Annotated in this window: 12 protein-coding genes; 4 read left to right on the top strand and 8 right to left on the bottom strand. The window is 73.7% G+C overall.

Annotation, left to right across the window (positions count from 1 at the left end):
- Window positions 1–11: 11 nt before the first annotated feature.
- The 3 genes from recD2 to KGD83_RS06000 all read right to left on the bottom strand — a co-directional run bounded on the left by recD2 (window position 12) and on the right by KGD83_RS06000 (window position 3,888).
- The gene (gene recD2, locus KGD83_RS06010; protein ID WP_212642903.1) at window positions 12–2,264 is read right to left on the bottom strand and encodes an SF1B family DNA helicase RecD2; all 2,253 of its coding nucleotides are present in this window, start codon (window positions 2,262–2,264) and stop codon (window positions 12–14) included.
- A 19-nt stretch (window positions 2,265–2,283) separates the two neighbouring features.
- Complete coding sequence (locus KGD83_RS06005) at window positions 2,284–2,709, bottom strand: MmcQ/YjbR family DNA-binding protein (RefSeq protein ID WP_212642902.1); 426 nt, start codon at window positions 2,707–2,709, stop codon at window positions 2,284–2,286.
- Between the two features lie 93 nt (window positions 2,710–2,802).
- The gene (locus KGD83_RS06000; protein WP_212642901.1) at window positions 2,803–3,888 is read right to left on the bottom strand and encodes a hypothetical protein; all 1,086 of its coding nucleotides are present in this window, start codon (window positions 3,886–3,888) and stop codon (window positions 2,803–2,805) included.
- A 179-nt stretch (window positions 3,889–4,067) separates the two neighbouring features.
- Between KGD83_RS06000 and KGD83_RS05995 the strand changes: the two genes are divergently transcribed.
- Window positions 4,068–5,141 carry a serine/threonine-protein kinase gene (locus KGD83_RS05995; RefSeq protein ID WP_212642900.1) on the top strand — a complete coding sequence of 358 codons (1,074 nt, stop codon included), beginning with the start codon at window positions 4,068–4,070 and terminating at the stop codon, window positions 5,139–5,141.
- Window positions 5,142–5,163: 22 nt separating this feature from the next.
- Here the strand turns inward: KGD83_RS05995 and KGD83_RS05990 are convergent, their stop codons facing one another.
- A complete protein-coding gene (locus KGD83_RS05990) occupies window positions 5,164–5,724 on the bottom strand; it encodes a hypothetical protein (RefSeq protein ID WP_212642899.1) in 561 nt (186 codons plus the stop codon).
- A gap of 286 nt (window positions 5,725–6,010) precedes the next feature.
- Between KGD83_RS05990 and KGD83_RS05985 the strand changes: the two genes are divergently transcribed.
- Window positions 6,011–8,149, top strand: a complete 2,139-nt coding sequence (locus KGD83_RS05985) for a 5'-nucleotidase C-terminal domain-containing protein (RefSeq protein ID WP_212642898.1) — start codon at window positions 6,011–6,013, stop codon at window positions 8,147–8,149.
- 156 nt (window positions 8,150–8,305) lie between these two features.
- On the opposite strand, the gene KGD83_RS05980 is transcribed toward KGD83_RS05985, so the two are convergent.
- A complete protein-coding gene (locus KGD83_RS05980) occupies window positions 8,306–9,109 on the bottom strand; it encodes a hypothetical protein (protein WP_212642897.1) in 804 nt (267 codons plus the stop codon).
- 314 nt (window positions 9,110–9,423) lie between these two features.
- Between KGD83_RS05980 and KGD83_RS05975 the strand changes: the two genes are divergently transcribed.
- The gene (locus KGD83_RS05975; protein WP_013154850.1) at window positions 9,424–10,092 is read left to right on the top strand and encodes a response regulator transcription factor; all 669 of its coding nucleotides are present in this window, start codon (window positions 9,424–9,426) and stop codon (window positions 10,090–10,092) included.
- Between the two features lie 63 nt (window positions 10,093–10,155).
- On the top strand, window positions 10,156–11,442 hold the full coding sequence (locus KGD83_RS05970) for a sensor histidine kinase (protein WP_212642896.1): 1,287 nt from the start codon (window positions 10,156–10,158) through the stop codon (window positions 11,440–11,442).
- Between the two features lie 257 nt (window positions 11,443–11,699).
- On the opposite strand, the gene KGD83_RS05965 is transcribed toward KGD83_RS05970, so the two are convergent.
- The 3 genes from KGD83_RS05965 to wecB all read right to left on the bottom strand — a co-directional run bounded on the left by KGD83_RS05965 (window position 11,700) and on the right by wecB (window position 17,104).
- Window positions 11,700–13,913, bottom strand: coding sequence for a glycosyltransferase (locus tag KGD83_RS05965; protein WP_249352174.1), 2,214 nt, complete (start codon window positions 13,911–13,913; stop codon window positions 11,700–11,702).
- A 38-nt stretch (window positions 13,914–13,951) separates the two neighbouring features.
- Window positions 13,952–15,664, bottom strand: coding sequence for a hypothetical protein (locus tag KGD83_RS05960; RefSeq protein WP_212642895.1), 1,713 nt, complete (start codon window positions 15,662–15,664; stop codon window positions 13,952–13,954).
- A 330-nt stretch (window positions 15,665–15,994) separates the two neighbouring features.
- A complete protein-coding gene (gene wecB, locus KGD83_RS05955) occupies window positions 15,995–17,104 on the bottom strand; it encodes a non-hydrolyzing UDP-N-acetylglucosamine 2-epimerase (protein ID WP_212642894.1) in 1,110 nt (369 codons plus the stop codon).
- Between the last annotated feature and the right edge of the window lie 44 nt (window positions 17,105–17,148).

The raw sequence follows: 17,148 nt of genomic DNA, 5'->3' as shown, positions 1-17,148 counted from the left end.
GTGGCGTGCGGTCAGGGGGCGTCCGGGGCGGGGGGCTCCTGCGGCGGCCGACCGACCGTCCGCAGCCGGTGCGCCAGGGCCGTGTGCCTGCGCCCGGAGGAGGCGTTGCGCACCGCCTGGCCAAGGGCGCGGCGGGAGCCGACGAGGACGACCAGCTTCTTGGCCCTGGTGACGGCCGTGTAGAGCAGGTTGCGCTGGAGCATCATCCAGGCGCTGGTGGTGACCGGAACGACCACCGCGGGGTACTCGCTGCCCTGGGAGCGGTGCACGGTGATTGCGTAGGCGTGGGCGAGCTCGTCGAGTTCGGCGAAGTCGTAGGAGATCTCCTCGTCCTCGTCGGTGCGGACCAGGACCTCCTGGGCGACCGGGTCGAGCCCCGTGACCACGCCGAGCGTTCCGTTGAACACCCCGTTCTCGCCCTTGTCGTAGTTGTTGCGGACCTGGGTGACCTTGTCGCCGACGCGGAAGACGCGCCCGCCGAACCGGCGTTCGGGCACGTGCTCGCCTGAGGGGGTCACGGCTGCCTGGAGGGCCGTGTTGAGGTTGGCCGCCCCGGCAGGGCCGCCCTTCATGGGGGTGAGGACCTGCACGTCCCGGCGCGGGTCGAGGCCGAACCGGCGCGGGATGCGGCGGGCGACCACGTCCACGGTCATCTCGGCCGCGTCCTCGGACTCCTCGCACGGGAAGAGGAAGAAGTCGGACATGCCGTGGAACTCCGGCTGCTCGCCGCCGTTGATCCGGTGGGCGTTGGTGATCACCCCGGAGTGCTGGGCCTGGCGGAAGACGTGGGTCAGGCGCACGCTCGGCACGGGCGAGTCCCCGTCCAGCAGGTCGCGCAGCACTTGGCCCGCGCCCACCGAGGGCAGCTGGTCCACGTCGCCGACGAACAGCAGGTGCGCCCCGGGCGGGACCGCCTTGACCAGCTTGTTGGCCAGGATCACGTCCAGCATGGAGGCCTCGTCCACCACCAGCAGGTCGCAGTCGAGGGGGTTGTCCCGGTCGTAGGCGGCGTCGCCGCCCGGGCGGAGTTCGAGGAGCCGGTGCACCGTGCGGGCCTCGATGCCGGTCATCTCGGTGAGGCGCTTGGCGGCGCGCCCGGTGGGCGCGGCCAGGACGATCGTGGCGCGCTTGGCCATGGCCATGGTGACGATGGAGGCGACCGTGAAGGACTTGCCGCAGCCGGGCCCGCCGGTGAGAACGCACACCTTCTCCGACAGGGCCAGCCGGACGGCCTCCCTCTGGGCCTCGGCGAGGTCGGCGCGCGTGCGCGAGCGCAGCCAGTCCAGGGCCACTTCCCAGTCCACCCCGGCGAACGCGGGCATGCGGTCCGCCGGGGCGTGGAGCAGGCCGCGCAGGCCGGAGGCGAGGCCGATCTCGGCGCGGTGCATGGGCAGCAGGTAGACGGCGCGCACCGGCTCGCCCTCTGGCCCGGGCACGGTCTCGCGGACCACGCCCTCGGTGGCCACGAGTTCGGCCACGCACTCGATCACCAGCCCGGCCTCCACCTGGAGGATCTTCACGGCCGCCGAGATGAGCTTCTCCTCGGGCAGGTAGACGTGCCCGTCGCCGGTGGACTCCGAGAGGGTGAACTGGATGCCCGCCATGACCCGCTGCGGGCTGTCGTGCGGGATGCCGACCGCGCGGGCGATGGTGTCGGCGGTCTTGAAACCGATCCCCCACACGTCGGTGGCCAGGCGGTAGGGCTCCTTCTGCACGACCTGGATGGAGGCGTCGCCGTACTTCTTGTAGATGCGCACGGCCAGGGAGGTGGTGACCTCCACGCCCTGGAGGAAGACCATCACCTCCTTGATGGCCTTCTGCTCCTCCCAGGCGTCGGCGATGAGCCGGGTGCGCTTGGGCCCCAGGCCCGGGACCTCGATGAGCCGTTCGGGGTGCTCCTCGATGACCTCCAGGGCGTCGGTGCCGAAGTGGTCGACGATCCGCTCGGCCATCTTGGGGCCGATCCCCTTGATCAGGCCGGAGCCGAGGTAGCGGCGGATGCCCTGGACGGTGGCGGGCAGGACGGTCGTGTAGTCGTCCACGTGGAACTGGCGGCCGTACTGCGGGTGGGAGCCCCAGCGGCCGTGCATGCGCAGCGCCTCGCCGGGCTGGACGCCCATGAGGGAGCCCACGACGGTGAGGAGGTCGTGCGCGCCCCGGCCCGTGTCGACCTTGGCGACGGTGTAGCCGTTCTCCTCGTTGGCGTAGGTGACCCGTTCCAGGACGCCCTGGACGACGGCTGGTCGGAAGGTCGCGTCGGGCACGTGGCCGTCCTCTCCTCGTTCACGCCCTCTCCGGGGCCAGCGGGGCCGGTCCGCCGGGCTCCGGCGCGCCGTCGCCCAGCGCCGCGAGCACGCGGTCGCGGTCGGCCCGGCGCAGGCTCCCCGCCACCAGGACGTAGGAGTGTCTGAGCATCTCCAGGATCTCGTCCCCGGGCACCGTGCCGTCCAGGAGCACGGAGTTCCAGTGCTTCTTGTTCATGTGGTACCCGGGCGTGACGGCGGGGAACTGGTCGCGCAGCTCCAGGGCCAGCCCCGGTTCGCACTTGAGGTTGACCCTGGCGGGGCCGTTTCCGTCGTCTCCCCCCGTGAGCAGGGCGAACATCTTCTGCCCGGCCACCTTGTAGACCAGGTAGCCGGGGCCGAAGGGCTCGGTCTCCCCGGCCTCTGGGAACCACAGGGCGGCGTCGATGAACTGTCCGGGGGTCATACGGGGCTCCCTTCCTCCCCTACGACTGTGCCAGAGACCGCCGACGTTCGGCGGACCCGGCTCCGGCCTGTGGACGACCCGCGCGGGAGCGGTTCAGTCCTGGTCGTCGGCCAGCGCGGCCACCCGCAGGGCCAGCTCCTGGGCCCGCACGAGGGAGTCGAGCGTCTCGGCGCTCTGCTCGTGCACGGCGCCCGCCTCGGCCGCCTCGGCGGCGATCGCGTCGAGCTCCCGGGCCGACCTGCGGTCCTGGTCGTCCAGTTCGGCGGCGCGCACGCGGTCCGCGTAGTCCTCCAGGACGGCGATCCGCGCCGTCACCCCGGCCGTCTCGGCGGCCAGGACGGCACCGGCGCGGGCGGCGGCCTCGCGGCTGCGCTCCCCGGGCGTGGGTGTGCGGGCGATCCGCTCCCTGACCCGGGTCTGGTGGAGGAGGCTGCGCGCGAGGGACCACTCCACGTCGGCCAGCACCACGCGGTTGCGGACGGTGTCCAGCAGGAGCCCGCGCTCGTGCAGCGGGGAGCCCAGGACCGCGTCCACGGCCCTCTGCGCGCGCTCCAGGAGGGCGCGGGACTCCCCGTCGAGCGCTCCGGGGGACACGAACTCCCCCTCCGAGGCCGTCACGATCCGTACGGGGTCGCGCTTGCCGTCCGCGCGCTGGTGGCGTGCGCGGGCCACGACCGCGCCCGCCACCGCGAGGGAGGAGGCCGTGACGAGGGCGAGTTCGGCGCCCAACGGCAGGTCCAGGACCATCCAGCACGTGACGAGGGCCCACAGGAGTGCGTAGACCACCCGCGCGAACGCCTTGTCGCGTCCGTCGGCACCGGCGCCGCGCCGGGGACGCCCGCCGCGCACGGCCTCCAGGGCCAGATTCAGTCTCCGGGCCCGCTCCTGGGGGAGGGAGGGGTCCAGCGTGGGCCTGCCCTCGTGTCCGAGTTCGCCGACCAGACCGGCCAGCTGCACGAGCAGGGACCGGGCCTGGATCCCGTGCTCGGTGAGGACGAGCACCCCCTGGGCGTCGCGTTCGGCCAGGCCCTGGGCGATGAGGGGTGCGCTCTCCCCGGGCTTGCGGACGTCGGGGCACCACACGTCCAGACGGCCGCCCAGGGGCGCGGCGAGACGGATCGACCGGCGCATGTCGGGGGTGAGGATGACGTTGTACCCGCCGGAGAGGGTGAGCTCCATCGCGTCCTTCCCGGTTCGGGCGCGTGACCACGCGCGGGCTTTACGACACCTTTATACTGAAACCTCCTGTCGTGTACGGGTTTTCGACCGCGCGGACCCGCGTCGCCGTGCCCGCGGCGGATAGGATCGCGTCCCCTGCGTCCCCGGTGGGACGTGTCCCCGGCGAAGAGGGAGTCCCCATGAAGGCGCGAGGCGTGCGCAGACTCGAGCCCCTGGAGCCGGACGACCCCCGCGAGATCGGCGGGCACCGGGTGCGGGGGCGGATCGGCTCCGGGGGGATGGGCACGGTCTACGCCGCCGACTCCCCCGGCGTGCACGGCTACCTGGCGGTCAAGGTCGTCCACGCCGAGCAGGCGGCGGACCGGCGCTTCCGGGAGCGCTTCGCGCACGAGGCCCGCCTCCTGGCCAGGGTGAACAGCCCCTCGGTGGCGCGGTTCGTGCGCGCGGACGTGGAGGCGCCGCGACCGTGGATGATCACCGAGTACGTGCCGGGGCCCACCCTGCGCCACCACGTGGAGCGGTACGGCCGTCTGCGCGGGGGGATGCTCCTGGGTCTGGCCGTGGGCACCGCCGAGGCGCTGCGGGCCGTCCACGCGGCCGGGGTGGTCCACCGCGACCTCAAGCCCAGCAACGTGGTGCTCTCGGGCAGGGGGCCCAAGCTGCTGGACTTCGGGATCGCGCACGCGGTGGAGGACCCCGACCCCACCAAGTGGATACGTCTGCGGCGGATGCGCCGCGCCTACCGGGACCTGGGGCTGCCCTCGCCGGAGGGGCTGGCCGACGAGCGGGTCAGCGAGCGGGTCGACCGGCTGGGCACCCCGGGGTGGATCAGCCCCGAGCAGTACCGGCGCCAGCCCACCGCGCAGAGCGCGGACGTGTTCCTGTGGGGCGCGACGGTGGCCTTCGCGGCGGCCGGGCACGACCCGTTCGGGCGTGCGGGGGCCAAGGAGATGGCCCGGCGCGTGATGTTCGAGGAGCCGGACCTGGAGTACCTGCCGCCCGGCCTGGAGCGGCTGGTGCTGGCCGCGATGTCCAAGGACCCCGAGGAGCGGCCCGACTCCGCCGGACTGCTGCGCGCCGCCCTGGGCCTGGAGGACGCCGAAGGCGGGGTGCGCGCGTCCGGGGAGGGCGGGGACGCGGCCGTCACGGGGGCGGCGGCCGTGCGGGGGCTGCTGGAGCGGCGCTGGACCGAGGTGGCGGTGAGCCCGCCGCGGCCCCCGCGGGCCGGGCTGTTCGGCCGCGGGGAGGGCTGAGGGGGTTGTGGACAGCCGCCGGTCAGAGGAGTCCGTAGTGGGCGCGGCCCTCGCGGGAGAGCATGTACGCCACCATCATGACCGCGAAGCCCAGCGGGACGAGCGCCAGGACGTCCCCGGACAGCACGGTCCACAGCAGGAGCGCGCCCGCCGCGCCCTGGAAGAGCACCACTCCCCAGAACACGCCGACCGTGCGGCGCCGGATCCTGCCCGCCAGGAGCGTGGACAGCAGCCCGTACACGCCCGTGACCGCCGCCATGACGACCATCATGGCGCGCATGGCCTCGGCGCCGACCGCGAGCTCCAGCCCCTCCTGGGCGGCGAGCTCGGCCTGCTGGCTCAGCGCCTCGTCCATCGCGTCGGCCGGGACGCTGAGTCCCATGAGGAAGAGCCCCGACAGGGCCAGGCCGCAGGCGCCGCCCACGAACATCAGGGCGCGGACGACGGCCACCTTCCGCGGAAGGGGGGCGTCGGGGCGGAGGGCGCCGAAACCGGCCCCGGAGCCGGGCGCACCGTACGGCGGGACGCCGCCCGCGCCCTGTGTCCCGTTGGGGTCGTACGGGTCCTGGCCAGAGGAAAACACGGACGTCCTCCGAGGGATGTCGAGACGGCTTGTCCCACCCAATGGTAGGGGGCCGGGGCGCGGGGGGCGCTGCTCCGGGCGGACCACGGGAGCCGTCCGATGACGCAGCGCGATACGGGCAGGCCGAAAGCCGGTATCGGAACCGCAGATTCTGCAAATCGTAACCGTGGGAACCATGTGCCCCCGGCTCCGGCGGCTCTAGTGTGAACCCCTCCGGGCCTGTCCGCCCACCCCGGTCCGCCCCGGCGGATCCCCCCGTCCCCGCCCGCGAAGGAGCCCCGCAACGATGTCCGGACTCGTGCGCGCCTCGGCCGCGCTGGTGCTGACCGGCGCTCTGGTGGTGCCGTCCGTCCCCGCGGCCGGAGCGCCCGTCCCCGCGAACCCGGGGGAGGGTGCCGACTTCACCCTGACGATCCTGCACGCCAACGACCCCGAGTCCCAGCTCCTGTCCGCCTCAGGACAGGAGGACTTCGGCGGCGCCGCCCGCTTCACGACGCTGCTCGACCGGCTGCGCGGAGCCGAGGGCGGCGGCGCCGCGGCCGGGGAGGACGAGGCCGAAGAACGCGGCGTCGTCACGGTCAACGCGGGGGACATGTACCTGCCGGGGCCGGAGTTCGCCGCCTCCCGGGAGGAGGGCGCCCCCTTCTACGACGCCCTCGCCGCCGGCCACGCGGACTACGACGCGGTCTCGATGGGCAACCACGAGTTCGACTTCGGCCCGGACGTGTACGCCGACTTCCTCGAACAGCTGGGCGGGGACGCGGCGGTGGTCGCCGCCAACGTGGACGTGTCCGCCGAACCGCGCCTGGCCGCCCTGGCGGACGCGGGCCGGATCGCGCCCAGCACCGTGGTGGAGGCCTCCGGCCACGAGGTCGGCGTCGTGGGCGCGCTGTACCCGCCGCTGGACACCGTCACCAGTCCCCGTGACGTGGTGGTGGAGGACCTCGTCGCCCCCGTGCAGGCCGAGGTCGACCGGCTGGCCTCCGAGGGCGTGGACAAGGTCATCCTCCTCTCGCACCTCCAGGGGATCGCCTACGAGGAGCGCGTGGCCCGCGAGCTGACCGGCGTCGACGTCATCGTCGCGGGCGGCGGCCACGAGGTGATGGCGGGCCCCGAGGACGCCCTGGTGCCCGGAGACGAGGTCACGGCGCACCCGGAGAGCGGCGAGCCGCTGACCTACCCGCTCATGGCCACCAACCCCGAGGGCGTCGAGGTGCCCATCGTCACCGCCGGGTCGAACTACAAGTACGTGGGCCGCCTGGTCGTGAACTTCGACGGAGGCGACCTGGTGTCGGTCTCCGACCGCTCGGGGCCGGTCCGGGTCTCCGGCGTCGGCGGGGACGCGGTGGAGCCCCACCCCCAGGTGGAGTCGCGGGTCACCGCGCCCGTGTCGGAGTACGTGGCGGGCCTGGCGGAGACGGAGGTGGCCGCCAGCGAGGTCGACCTCGACGGCGTCCAGAACCCCGGCGTGCGCACCCAGGAGACGAACCTGGGCAACCTGGTGGCCGACGCGCTGCTGGACACCGGCGTGCGCAACGCCGGTGAGTACGGCGTGCCCGCTCCGCTGGTCGGCATCCAGAACGGCGGCGGCATCCGCAACGCCTCGGTGCTCCCGGCCGGTCCGCTGACCGCGCTGGACACCTACTCGATCGCCCCGTTCGCCAACCAGGTGGCGGTGGTCCCCGACCTCCCGCGCTCGCAGGTCAAGGAGCTGCTGGAGCAGGGCGTGGCCGCTGCTCCCGCGGCCAGCGGCGCGTTCATGCAGGTCGCCGGGGTCAACTTCGCCTACGACCCCGAGCGCACTGCGCAGGTGGTGGACGAGGAGGGCACCGTGACCACGCCCGGCGAGCGGGTCCGCGGCGCGATCCTGCACGACGGAACGGTGCTCGTGGAGGACGGCGAGGTCGTGGACGGCGACCCGATCACGGTCGTGACCAACGACTTCTCCGCCCGGGGCGGCGACATGTACCCGTTCCGCGGGGCGGACTTCACCGTGGTGGGCGCGACCTACCAGGCCGCGCTGGAGGGCCTGCTCACCGGAACGCTGGAGGGCCGGGTGACCGAGGCCGCCTACCCCGAGGGCGGTTCCGGCCGCATCGTGGTGGGCGAGCGGGCCACCGTTCCCGACGGCGACGGCGGCGGAACGCCCACCGACCCGCCGACCGGCGAACCCACCGACAAGCCCACCGGCCCGGACGACGGTCCGGGCACGGACCCGACGGACCCGCCCGCCACGGACGGACCGGACGACGGCTCCGGCGAGCCCGGCGGCGGCGCCGACGGCTCACTGCCGCGCACCGGCGGCGCGCTGCTCGGCCTGGTGGCGGCGGCCGTGGTCGCCGTGGCGGCGGGCGGGACCGCGCTCTACCTGGGCCGAGGCCGCGGGGGGACGGCGGGCGCGGACTCCCCCGGCCCGGACTCCTGACACCGGGGCCGACCTCGCAGGGCTGCCCCAGAAGGCGGCCGGACGGCCTCCCGACACCGCGTGCGCGGAGCCGGGAGGCCGTCCGGCCGTCGCGCTTCGCCGGCCCCGGCTCCGCAACGGCCGCCCCCACGGGGCCCGACGCCCCGGTCCGGGCCGCTAGGGGCAGCCCGCGATCTCGCGTGCGGCCTCGGCCATGTCGTCGCGCTCCTGCTGGTCCAGGCCGTTCTCCTCGAACCACACCAGCACGAAGTGGCAGGCGTCCTGGATGTCCGCCGCGGTGTTCTCCTCGCTCTCCAGCATGGCCATCGCGGCGATCATCGCGATCCCGGAGCTCTCGAAGGCGGCCACCCGCACCAGGTTGGTGTCCATCGACGAGGTGCACTGGAAGAGGGCCGTCTCCTCGGCTCCGGGGTCCGAGCCGCAGACCTCGTCGGTGATGTCCAGGCGGGCGTCGATCTCGAAGTCGCGGCGCAGCTCGTCGATCAGCTCCTCCGAGCTGATGAGGTTCTCCGTCCCCGGACTAGGCTCGTCCGTCGGCTCCGCGGAGGGCTCGTCGGTGGGCATGGGCTCCCGGGTGGGCTCGGGGGCGGCGGTGGGGGCGGGGTCCCCGGTCGGCGCCTCCCGGTTCTGCTCGTCACCGGTCCGCGCCGAGGGCTCGGAGTCCACGACCGCGGCGACGAGGCCGGTCACCCTCCCGCCGACGGCGAGGCCTCCGCCGAGGAAGGACGCGCCCGCCAGCACCGCGATCACGGCGAGCACGGCCACCAGACCGGTGCCGTAGCGGCCCGGGCGGGGCGGCTGGGGAGGCTGGGGCGGCAGCCCGTAGGGCCCCTGCGGGCCCTGGGGAACCTGAGGACCCTGTGCGCCCTGCGGGTATCCGGCTCCGTGGGGAGGCGGCCCTCCCCCGGGCGGGTGCGCACCCGGCGGCCTCCAGGGCGGTGGCGAACTGTCGGGGTTCACGTACGTTCTCCTCGCTCTCGGGACTGGTGGCGGGTGCCTCGGCTCCACGCTTCGCCGTCCTGACACCGACTTACCAAACGTTTTGCAATGAATCGTCCCATTTTCTCCACCACACTGTTCACCGGGGGGCACGATCCGGACGAAGCGGAACCCGAAGCAAGCTTCCCATTATCACCATGTAAGTGTAAAGAAAAGTACTAAGATGGCGAATTGAACCTTTTGCCCGTTATGTGATTGGCGTATTTTCGACCAACCTTGGGACATCCGGCGCGCATAATAGGGAAATGCGCGTCCCCGGACCTACGATCGACAACATGACCTGCGTTTTGCTGGCCGAAGACGATGTCTCGATCTCCGAGCCTCTCGCGCGCGCGCTCCGGCGCGAGGGCTACACGGTGGACGTGACCGTCAACGGCGTTGAGACACTCGACCGTGCCCGTGCGGGAGACATAGACCTCATGGTCCTGGATCTCGGGCTGCCCGAAATGGACGGGCTCGAGGTGGCGCGTCGGCTCCGGGCCGAGGGTCACGGAACGCCGATCCTCATCCTGACCGCCCGCGCCGACGAGGTCGACACCGTCGTCGGCCTCGACGCGGGCGCCGACGACTACGTCACCAAGCCCTTCCGGCTCGCCGAACTCCTGGCGCGCGTACGCGCCCTGCTGCGCCGGGGCGGTGCCGAGGTGCCCGTCGTGCACGGCGTGCGCATCGACAACGACTCCCGCCGGGCCTGGCTGGGCGAACGCGAGCTCCAGCTCACCACCAAGGAGTTCGACCTGCTGCGCGTGCTCGTCCGCGACGCGGGCAAGGTGGTCACCCGCGAGCAGATCATGCGCGAGGTGTGGGACACCAACTGGTGGGGTTCGACCAAGACCCTGGACATGCACATCTCCTGGCTGCGCCGCAAGTTGGGAGACGACGCCAACCAGCCGTCGTACATCACGACCGTCCGGGGTGTGGGCTTCCGGTTCGAGCGAGACTGACGCGACCTCTCGGGGCGCCCCGCGCCGGTCGGTCGCCTCCGGGTCGCACGGACATGAGGTGACATGCGCAGGCGGATGGTTTTCTCCACCCTGGTGGTGACCGTCATCGCCGTCATGCTGCTCGGGCTGCCCTTGGGCGCGCTCACGTACAAGCTGGTGTACGACGAGAGCACCCGCCAGCTCCAGGGCGAGGCGGAGCTGATCGGCGCCGAGAGCGACACCATGCTGGAACTGCACGGCCAGCTCGACCTGGGCGAGTTCGACCGCGATCATCCCCACCGCTTCATCCGGATCACCCCGGCGGAGGAGCCGACCTCGGTGACCGCGGGCGATCCGGCGCTCAACCCCGAGGCGCCCGACTCCCCGAGCATGCTCAAGGCCACCGCGACCACCGGCCGGGGCACGCGAGTCGAGGTGTGGATGAGCGCCGAGAGCGTGCAGCAGAGCGTGGTCCGCGCCTGGATGGGGATCGCGTCGCTGTCCCTGCTGGCCATCGGCGTCGCCGTGGGCCTGTCGATGTTCCAGGCCCGCAGGCTGACCCTGCCCCTGCTCGACCTGGCGGCCACCGCCGAGCGCCTGGGCTCGGGCGTGACCACGCCGTGGGGCCACCGGTACGGGATACCGGAGGCCGACCGGGTGGCGGAGGTGCTGGACCGCAGCGCCGAGCGCATCGCCGGGCTGATCGCCACCGAACGCCACTTCGCGACCGACGCCTCGCACCAGCTGCGCACGCCGCTGACCGCGCTGACGATGCGCCTGGAGGAGATCCTGGCCGAGGCGGACAACCCCCAGGCGGTCCGTGAGGAGGGCGAGGCCGCCCTGGCCCAGACCGAGCGCCTGGTGGAGACCGTGGAGAGCCTGCTGGGACGGGCCCGCAAGAGCCAGAACCCCGAGGTGGAGGCGGTGGAGATCGACCCCGTCCTGCACCACCTCCAGGAGGAGTGGCAGCCGGTCTTCCAGTCCGCGCAGCGCAGGCTGCTGGTCACGGGGGACCCGGGGCTGACCGCGATGACCGTCTCCGCCGACCTGGCGCAGATCATCGCGACCCTGGTGGAGAACGCCTACAAGCACGGCGCGGGAACGGTCACCATCCGGCGGCTGGACACCGGGCATTCGGTGCGCATCGAGGTGAGTGACGAGGGCGAGGGCGTGCCCGAGCACCTGTCCGGCCGGATCTTCGAGCGCGAGGTGAGCGGCGGGGGCGGGACCGGGCTGGGCCTGGCCCTGGCCCGCCACATCGCCGAGTCCGAGGGGGCCCGGATCGAGCTGGTGCAGACCAAGCCGACCACCTTCGCGCTGTTCCTGCCCGCGGGCGCGGGCGGCCTGTCCAAGATGACGGGCCCGGTGTAGGCAGAGTTTTTGGACCTTCGCTCCGCTTCGGCCCGTGTTCGGGCGCCCGGAGAACGGCAATCGGGTTGAAGCAGGCACAGCGGTGTCTCCGGCGGGTTCGCTCGTTCCTCACGAACCCGCCTCCGCCACCTCCAGAACCCCGTGGGCGCCCGAACCAACCCCCCACAAGCTGAGACCGCTTCAAAAGAACAGAACCCAGGCGCCGGGGACCCGCGAGGGCGCGGGCCCGGGCCGACGCGTCGGCCCGGGCCCGCGCCTCAGGCGCCCGCGGCCGCGGCGGAGCGCTCCGCCCGGGGCGCCCTGCCGCGGACCACCAGGTCGCTCCACAACGACCGCACCCGGGACAGGCCGTAGGCGGCGGTGACCTCCTCGCGGGCGCGCGCGGCCTCGGCGGAGAACCGCCCCTCGCTGACGGTCGCGTGGATGGCCTCGGCCATCGCCACGGCGTCGTCGTGGATCCAGTGCGGGTCGTAGATGGTGTCCGCGCCCGGCCAGGGCAGCAGGGCGGGCACGCCGCCCGAGGCGGCGCACTCGGCGGGCGCGAGGTGGAAGGACTCGTCGTCGCTGGTGGAGAGCATGAAGCCCACCCGCCGCAGCCAGGTGGCCACGTCCGGCCCGAAGGGGTCGAACACCACCCCGGCGGCGAGGCGCTCGTCGCGCTGGATCCGCCGGTAGACGCGCTCGAAGTAGGCGCGCTCCTCCGGCCGGTTCCAGATCCACCAGTACTCCCACGGCTGCTTGGTCTTGACCGAGAGCGTGTACCGCGGGTCCATGCGCCGCAGCTCGGCGAGGACGTCCAGGCCCCGGTCCAGCCGCTTGCGCGAGGGCGCGATGCCGACCATGCCCAGGGAGTACTCGGCCCCGGGGAGCTTGGGGCGGCCGAGCTGCTCGTCGTCCACCCAGTTGGGGACCACGACCACCTTCCCGGCGGGCCACCCGGTGATCTCGCGGGTCAGGTCGGCGTAGTGGGGGCTCACGCACACCACCGCGTCGACCTTGTCGATGTCGAGTTTGCGGGGCCACTCCGCGTAGAGCTCGAAGCGGTGCAGTCGCACGATGAGCCGCTGGTCGGGGCGCTTCCACTTGGAGTAGAACAGCGCGTTGGGCCCGCACCACTCGCAGATCACCACGTCGGCCCAGGCGGCCAGCTCACGGGAGCGGTACTGGTCGTGGGTGCTCAGCCCCTCCCACTCGTCCATGCGCACGTCGAGGCCGGGCAGCGAGTCCAGGTACTCGGCCAGGCGGGTGAAGAACTTCATGTCGTGCCCGGCGATGACCACCTTGAGCGGCCGCTCGGGGTCGGCGCCCTCGGGGGCGGGCGGCAGGGCGTCGGCGAGGTAGCCGCGCAGTCGCTCGGCGGCCCGCTCCAGCGTGTGGTCGGCCGCGGCGGCGCGGCAGCGCGCGGCGGCGTCCGCGTAGACAGCGCGGTCGCCGTGGGCTCGGGCCACCACGTCGGCGACCGAGGCGACGTCGGTCCCGGCGAAGAGCGGGTAGTCCGCGCCCAGCATGGCCTCGTGCATGGGCGTGCGGTTGAGCACCACCGGCAGGCCGAGCGCGCCCAGCTCCAGCACCTTGGTGGACAGCTCCAGGCTGGCGTCCATGGACGGGTCGCGCCAGGACAGCCCGAAGCCGCACTCGGCGGCCTGGCGCAGCGCCTCGGCGCGCGACATCCCGCCGCGCCAGTCCACGTTCGGGGTGCCCTCCAGGGCCCTGCGCATGTTCTTGGCCCAGTCGGCGGGCTCGGCGTGGATCTTGTCGCCGATCATCACCAGTTCGGCGTCCACCCCGCGCCGCGCCAGCTCGGCGGGCAGACCGGTCATCTCCAGGGTGTTCCAGCGCGGCGCGAACTTGCCGGTGTAGGCCAGGCGGGCGGGACCGCCTGCCCCGCCGCCGGCCCGCACGTCCTCGGGGACGACCACCACGGGCGGGAACAGGACCGACCGGCCGCAGGCGGCGGGCACCGTCGACTCCAGGAAGGCGCGCAGCTCCTCGGTCTGGCAGAGCAGGAACCGCGACGCCAGCGCGATCTCGGTGAGCTCGGCGGTGGCGGTCGCGGTCAGCTCGCCCACGCTGTGCGGGAAGTCGGTCAGGTAGGTCCACAGGCGGCCCGCCAGCGCCTCCTCCTGGGCGGCCAGCCCCGCCAGGCGGCGCCCGCGCACGACGACGAGGTCGAAGGGCTTGCGCTCGTGGTGCCTGGTCATGAGGGTGACGGCCTGCTCCGGGGTGAGCCCCCTCGGCCCCAGGTCGGGCAGCGCCTTGTCCTCGTAGGGCCGCAGCAGCCGGACCCCGGGCACCCTGGTGAGCGGCTCGGTGAGCCGGTCGGTGCGCACGGGCGCCTTCAGCAGCAGGGTCACCTCGCATCCGGCGGCGGCCAGGGCCTGCGCCATCGACTGCGCCCAGATCGCGGAACCGTCGATGATGTTGAGGTCCACGTCCCCGTACAGGAGTGCGCGCGGAGGCGGTGTGCTCACGTTCTTCCCTTCGGATGCTTTCTCGTTGCCCGTACGGCTCATCCGACGGCGCCGGTCGAGGCGTCGGCCGCGTCGGACACGGGGTCCTCCGCGTCGTCGCCCGTGCCGTGGTCGGGGCCCAGGGCCAGGAGCCGGGTGCCGCGGCGGTTCCACTCCGCCGGGTCCCAGGCGCGCCTCAGCAGCGTGGTGCGGACCAGTTCCGGCACGACCGCGCTGACGAAGACGTACTGACGGTCCGCGGTGTCCGGACGGTCGAAGAAGCCGTGCTCGCCCGGCTCGGCGGCCGACGCGTCGACGGTACCGACCGCGTCCGCGTCCGTGCACTCCACCGCGCACACCAGGTCGGCCAGGCGCCTGCGGCCGACCGGGGCGGTCCACAGGTGCGACCATGGCGCGGTGGCGCGCTCGGCCAGGGCGGCCCAGGGCTCCCCGGCGCGGACGCCGGGCTCGTCGCGGGTGAGTTCCTCTGGGGTGTCCGGGGCGTTGAAGCGCACCGAGCGCACGGTGACGCCCTCGGCCCGCAGCCGCTGGATCCCGGGCAGGCGGGAGGCCGTGCCGGGCACGACCACCTCGGCGGGCCTGAGCGCGGCGGCCAGCAGGTCGTCGGCGAGCCGGTCGGCGTCGGCCTCCCCCGCGGGGTCGGCCAGGACGGCCACGGACCGGCCGCGCAGCGGCAGTTCACGGCCGGGCGTGCCGGGCGGGAAGTCCAGGCCGTCCAGGACCTCGGCGAGGCGGACCGGGGTGGCCTCGCGCAGGAAGACCTGGCGGAGCATGCCCCGCTGCTCGGCCGCGGTGGGCTCCTCGGCGCGCATGCGCGGCACCGTGACGGCCAGGCCCTCCCCCGCGGTCACCGCGCGGGTGCCGCAGGCCCAGGCCCTGCTGTGCAGCCGGGGCTCCTCGGCGGTCAGGGGCGCCACGACGGCGACGTTGGCGGCGCGCAGGGCGTCGGCCAGGCCGCGCGAGTCGGCCTCCACCACGCCCGCGCCCAGCTCGGCGAGGACGCCGGGGACGGGCTCCTCGCGGTGGACCCGCACGAAGACCGTCTCGGGTCCGGGCGTCAGGTCGGCGGCCACGGGGTTGAACAGGTGCAGGGGGACCCCGGCGTCGCCCCGGTGGACCCTGTCGAAGCCCAGCTCGCGCAGCGCGGGCGGCGAGGGGACGTCGTCGAGCAGGACCGTGGGGATGCCTCGGGAGGCGGCGGACTCCAGCACCCAGTGCAGGGCGCGGGTGCGGTCGGCGGCCGCGGGGTCGCCCACGTGGGCCCACGGCGAACCGGGGGCGGCGGCCGAGGCCGAGACCAGGACCAGGTCCACGTCGACGCCGTCCATGACGATCTGGGCGTCGTGCGGGCGCAGCGGCACCGCGCGCACGTAGGGGTCGATCGCCTCCGCGATGGAGGGGCCGACGACCGTGGCGACGACCAGCAGGTCCTCGCTGCCGCCGCTCAGGCCGGTGAGCAGGCGCGACTCCTGGCGCTCGGCGTCGAAGGAGCGGACCGGCTCGGCGCCGCCGCGGCGGCGCTCGGTGTGCCGGGTGTTGCCGCTGCTGCGCCAGAGGCGGTAGAGGTCACGGGGGAGTTTGACCAGGGACCGGCCGGGGCGCTTGGCGGCGGCCGTGAGCGCCTTGCCCACCTGGAGCGAGGTGGAGCCCTCCAGGGCGGCGAGCCGGCTGCGCGCCTCCTGGAGCTGGGCCTCGCGCTCGGCCAGCGCCTGCCGGAGCTGTTCGGTCTGGCTCTGTTCACGCCGTTTCACGGTCTGCCACCTTGTGTTCGGTTCGGTTCGGCGAAACCACCGCGCCGTGCGTCGGGTCCGACTGCCACGTGCGGTGCACCCTACGAGCTCCCGGCCGGGTGCGGATGCCCTTGGCCAGGCGTGTCGCGGACCCGGCGGGGCCCCTGGGGTGCGGGACGGTTGGAGGGACGTGTGCCATGGTGGATCACCTGGACCGCTGCGGGGGAATCGGGGCCGCTCCTCGGCGCGCCCCGCGTGCCTGGACCGGGACCGCGCCCCGTACGGCGCGTTCCCTCGCGCTGGCGTTCCTGGGGGCGGGAACGGGTGCGCGGTGTTCGTGTGTCATCGGGTTCACCTCGACCACTGGGTGAGCACGGAGGCGATGCGCTCCCCGGCGCGGCCGTCCCACAGGGGCGGGGTGTCGCCGATCCGCTCCGGGCCGCGCCCGTGCAGGACCTTGGTGACGGCCTGGAGGAGGTCGGCCTCCGTGACGAGCTGGTTGGTGCCGTGGGTGATGGTGACGGGGCGCTCGGTGTTGGGGCGCAGGGTCAGGCAGGGGACGCCGAGGATCGTGGTCTCCTCCTGGACGCCGCCGGAGTCGGTGACGACCGCGGCGGCGCCGCGGGTGAGCGCGACGAAGTCCAGGTAGCCCAGGGGTTCGAGGAGCCGCACGCGGGGGTGGTCGCCGAGCCCGGCCCGGTCGAAGGCGGCCTTGCCCCGCGGGTGCACGGGCATGACCACGTCGGCGAGGTCGGCGATCTCGTGCAGGCGCTCGGCGAGGCGGGCTACGGTGTCGGGGTCGTCCACGTTCGCGGGCCGGTGCAGGGTGGCGGCGACGTAGCGCTCGGGCAGGTCCAGGCGCTCGCGCAGGGCGTCGGCGTCGAAGCGGTCGAGGTTGCCCAGGAGGGTGTCGATCATGGGATTGCCGACCAGGTGGACGCGGGAGGGCGGGACACCCTCGGCGGCCAGGTGGCCGACGGCCTCCGGGCTGGTGGCGAAGCACACGTCGCTGAGCTGGTCGGTGACGCGGCGGTTGATCTCCTCGGGCATGGTGTTGTCGAAGGAGCGCAGCCCCGCCTCCACGTGGGCGACGGGGACGTGCAGCTTGGCGGCGACCAGGGCCGCGGCCACGGTGGAGTTGACGTCTCCGTAGACGACCACCATGCCGGGCCTGCGCTCGGTGAACTGCTTCTCCAGGCCCACCATGAGCGCGGCGGTCTGGGCGGCGTGGGAGCCCGAGCCGACGCCGAGGTCGACGTCGGGGGTGGGCAGGCCCAGGTCGCGGAAGAACACCGCGGACATGCGGTCGTCGTAGTGCTGGCCGGTGTGCACGACCGCCTGGTGCGCACCGCGTCCGCGCAGGGCGGAGACCACGGGCGCTGCCTTGACGAAGTTGGGGCGCGCGCCGACGACGTGCACGATCCCGGTGTCCTGGCTCCCCAGGGGGGCACTCGTTGCCACGGCTCTCACGTTTCCTTCTGTTGGGGTGGTGTTCCCGCCGTGAC

Source organism: Nocardiopsis akebiae (assembly GCF_018316795.1).
GTDB lineage: Bacteria > Actinomycetota > Actinomycetes > Streptosporangiales > Streptosporangiaceae > Nocardiopsis > Nocardiopsis dassonvillei.
The sequence above is the reverse complement of the archived record's forward strand: the minus strand, read 5'-3'. Positions and strand labels throughout refer to the sequence as shown.

Bases quoted from the DNA above. Each gene is read 5' to 3' on its own strand.
- KGD83_RS05970 (WP_212642896.1), top strand. From the start codon at position 10,156: ATGCGCAGGCGGATGGTTTTCTCCACCCTGGTGGTGACCGTCATCGCC.
- KGD83_RS05975 (WP_013154850.1), top strand. From the start codon at position 9,424: ATGACCTGCGTTTTGCTGGCCGAAGACGATGTCTCGATCTCCGAGCCT.
- KGD83_RS06000 (WP_212642901.1), bottom strand. From the start codon at position 3,888: ATGGAGCTCACCCTCTCCGGCGGGTACAACGTCATCCTCACCCCCGAC.
- KGD83_RS05995 (WP_212642900.1), top strand. From the start codon at position 4,068: ATGAAGGCGCGAGGCGTGCGCAGACTCGAGCCCCTGGAGCCGGACGAC.
- KGD83_RS05985 (WP_212642898.1), top strand. From the start codon at position 6,011: ATGTCCGGACTCGTGCGCGCCTCGGCCGCGCTGGTGCTGACCGGCGCT.
- KGD83_RS06005 (WP_212642902.1), bottom strand. From the start codon at position 2,709: ATGACCCCCGGACAGTTCATCGACGCCGCCCTGTGGTTCCCAGAGGCC.